This window comes from uncultured Leptotrichia sp., assembly GCF_938036635.1.
GTDB classification, from domain to species: Bacteria; Fusobacteriota; Fusobacteriia; order Fusobacteriales; family Leptotrichiaceae; genus Leptotrichia; species Leptotrichia hongkongensis.
Map to the genome: position 1 here is coordinate 1 of NZ_CALHQO010000456.1, position 2583 is coordinate 2583.

Annotated in this window: 2 protein-coding genes and 1 pseudogene; 2 read left to right on the forward strand and 1 reads right to left on the reverse strand. The window is 30.9% G+C overall.

All coding sequences use genetic code 11. From position 1 onward, the window contains the following. Positions 1-76: 76 nt before the first annotated feature. Together Q0370_RS08990 and Q0370_RS08995 are read left to right on the forward strand one after the other, a co-directional pair. Positions 77-1726 (forward strand): NAD(P)/FAD-dependent oxidoreductase, encoded by a 1650-nt coding sequence (locus Q0370_RS08990; RefSeq protein WP_299574864.1) that lies wholly within the window; start codon positions 77-79, stop codon positions 1724-1726. A gap of 118 nt (positions 1727-1844) precedes the next feature. After that, entirely contained in the window at positions 1845-2237 is a 393-nt protein-coding gene (locus Q0370_RS08995) for a carbonic anhydrase (protein WP_299574866.1), read from the forward strand. A gap of 156 nt (positions 2238-2393) precedes the next feature. Here the strand turns inward: Q0370_RS08995 and Q0370_RS09000 are convergent. Further along, positions 2394-2583: pseudogene (locus Q0370_RS09000) on the reverse strand (transcriptional repressor); the annotation flags it as partial.

The window sequence follows — 2583 nt, forward strand, 5'->3', positions numbered from 1 at the left end:
TTTAGAAAATTTACTATTTAAAATAAAAATAATATTGCAAACTTTTAAAAACAACTAAACTAAATTAAGGAGAAAAATGATTAGAATAAATAATATAAAAATGCCTGTAAAACACAGCGAAAATGATTTAAAAAAAACAGTTTACAAACTTTACAAAATTAATGAGAATGAAGTAAAGTCATTTGAAATCGCAGGACAGGCAATTGATGCTAGAAAAAAAGATAATGTCGTATTTGTTTATGCGGTGGATATTTCCTTTAACTTTGATGAGGAAACGGAAAAGAAAAGATTTGAAAATGTAAAAAATGTTCGAAAAATTGAGAAAAAACCTTATTTTGTGGATAAAATTGAGAATTTTACAGAAACTGAAAATGTAAAACGTCCTGTTATTGTTGGAAGCGGACCTGCCGGAATTTTTGCTGGACTTGTGCTTGCTGAAGCTGGATTAAAGCCAATTATCATTGAGCAGGGAAAAAATGTAGATGAGCGTGAAAAGGATGTTTATAATTTTTTCAAAACTGGAAAACTTGATAAATATTCAAATGTGCAGTTTGGAGAAGGAGGAGCTGGAACATTTTCAGATGGGAAACTAAACACGAATACAAATAATTTTCGGATTCAGAAGGTTTATGATGAATTAATTCTCGCTGGTGCTGATCCCAAAATCAATTATATGTCAAAGCCCCACATTGGAACCGATAAATTAATCGAAATAATGCGTAAAATCAGGCATAAAATCGAAAGTCTTGGAGGAGAGTACCGTTTTAGCACAAAACTTGTAAAAATAAACTATGAAAAAACTAATTCTGAAAATAACAAAATAAAAAGCGTTTTAGTTGAAAATGTGGAAAATTCTGATGAAAATAAAATTTATGAAATTCCAACAAATATTTTAGTTCTCGCAATTGGACATAGTGCAAGGGATACTTTCTTTATGCTAAACGAAGAAAATGTGGCAATGGAACGGAAAACTTTTTCAGTAGGAGTCAGAATTGAGCATCTTCAAAGTATGATAAATTATTCGCAATATGGAAAATTTGCTGATAAATTGCCGGCCGCAGAATACAAATTAAATGTAAAGACAAGCAATGGACGTGGAGTTTATACGTTCTGCATGTGTCCTGGCGGTGTAGTTGTGCCATCTTCTAGCGAGGAAGGCAGACTTGTCGTAAATGGAATGAGCTATTCACAAAGAGATTTAGAAAATGCAAACTCTGCAATTTTGGTAAATGTATTTCCTGAAGATTTTCCAGGAGAAAGCGTTCTAGCTGGAGTTGAATTTCAAAGAAAATTGGAAGAAAAAGCATTCGAGCTTGGTGGAAAAGATTACAAAGCTCCTATTCAGCTATTTGGCGATTTTGTAAATAATAAAATCTCAACAAAATTAGGAAAAGTAAAGCCAAGCTACCTAGCAGGCTACAAATTTGCAAACTTAAATGAAATTTTTCCACAATTTATAAACGATTCTATAAAAGAAGGAATTACCTTAATGGATAGAAAAATAAAAGGATTTGCCAGTTATGACGCAATTCTTTCAGGTGTCGAAAGCCGTAGTTCATCTCCAGTGAAAATTCCTAGAAATGAAAGATTTTTCTCAAATATCGAAGGGCTTATGCCTTGTGGAGAAGGGGCAGGATACGCAGGTGGAATTATGTCGGCAGCAGTTGATGGGATAAAATGTGCAGAGTATGTGATTGAGTATTTTCTAGAAAATTTACTAAGTTAAAATTTTTGATTTTTGCCAATAAATATGCTATAATCTCAACATCTTTAAGATATTTTTCAAGCGACTTCAAATTTATAATAATTTAAAATATATAGTTGCTTGAATGAGGGAGGATATTATGTTTTGTACTTTAGTATGCTGTATGGATGGGAGATTTATTCATATTTTGAATGAATATATCAGAAGTAATTATAGATATACTTTTGTTGATACCATTACTGATGCAGGAGCTGTAAATAAAATTGTTAGTGATGAGGAGTATTTAAAAAAAATAGAAGATAAGGTTGTTTTAATCTCGGTTAATAAACATAAATCTGACCATATCTTTGTGGCAGGACATAGTGACTGTGCCGGTTGCCCAACTAATGATGAAACACAAAAAGGATATATTCGTAAAGCAGCCGAGAAAATGCATAGCGACTTGCCTCACGAAGCTGTTACTGGACTGTTTGTTTATGAAAATGGAGAAATTGAAATTTTAGTGGATTATGATATAACAGATACTAATTAATTAAGTCAATAAAAAAATAAAGGAACTGTCTTTAAGTGATAGTTCCTCTTTTAATTTATACTAAACCTCATTTAAACAATGGATAAAAACCTAATATTGCTAAATAATTAAAATATAATTTCATTTCTCAAACAGAGTCTAGTATAAATCATAGATTTAATCACAATCGTTGCATTTTCCTTTAAAAATCGAAAGATGTGATAATAGTGAAAAGCCTCGTTTTTTTAATTCGCTTTTTTCTTTTTCTGTTTCTTCATTTGAAAATTCAGGCATAGTTTCAATATGCTTGCAAGAATCACAAATAAAAAAATTGGCATTTTCTTCCTTAAAGTAATATTTTTCATTT

Coding starts and splice junctions, on each gene's coding strand:
- Q0370_RS08990 (WP_299574864.1), top strand. CDS start 77: ATGATTAGAATAAATAATATAAAAATGCCTGTAAAACACAGCGAAAAT.
- Q0370_RS08995 (WP_299574866.1), top strand. CDS start 1,845: ATGTTTTGTACTTTAGTATGCTGTATGGATGGGAGATTTATTCATATT.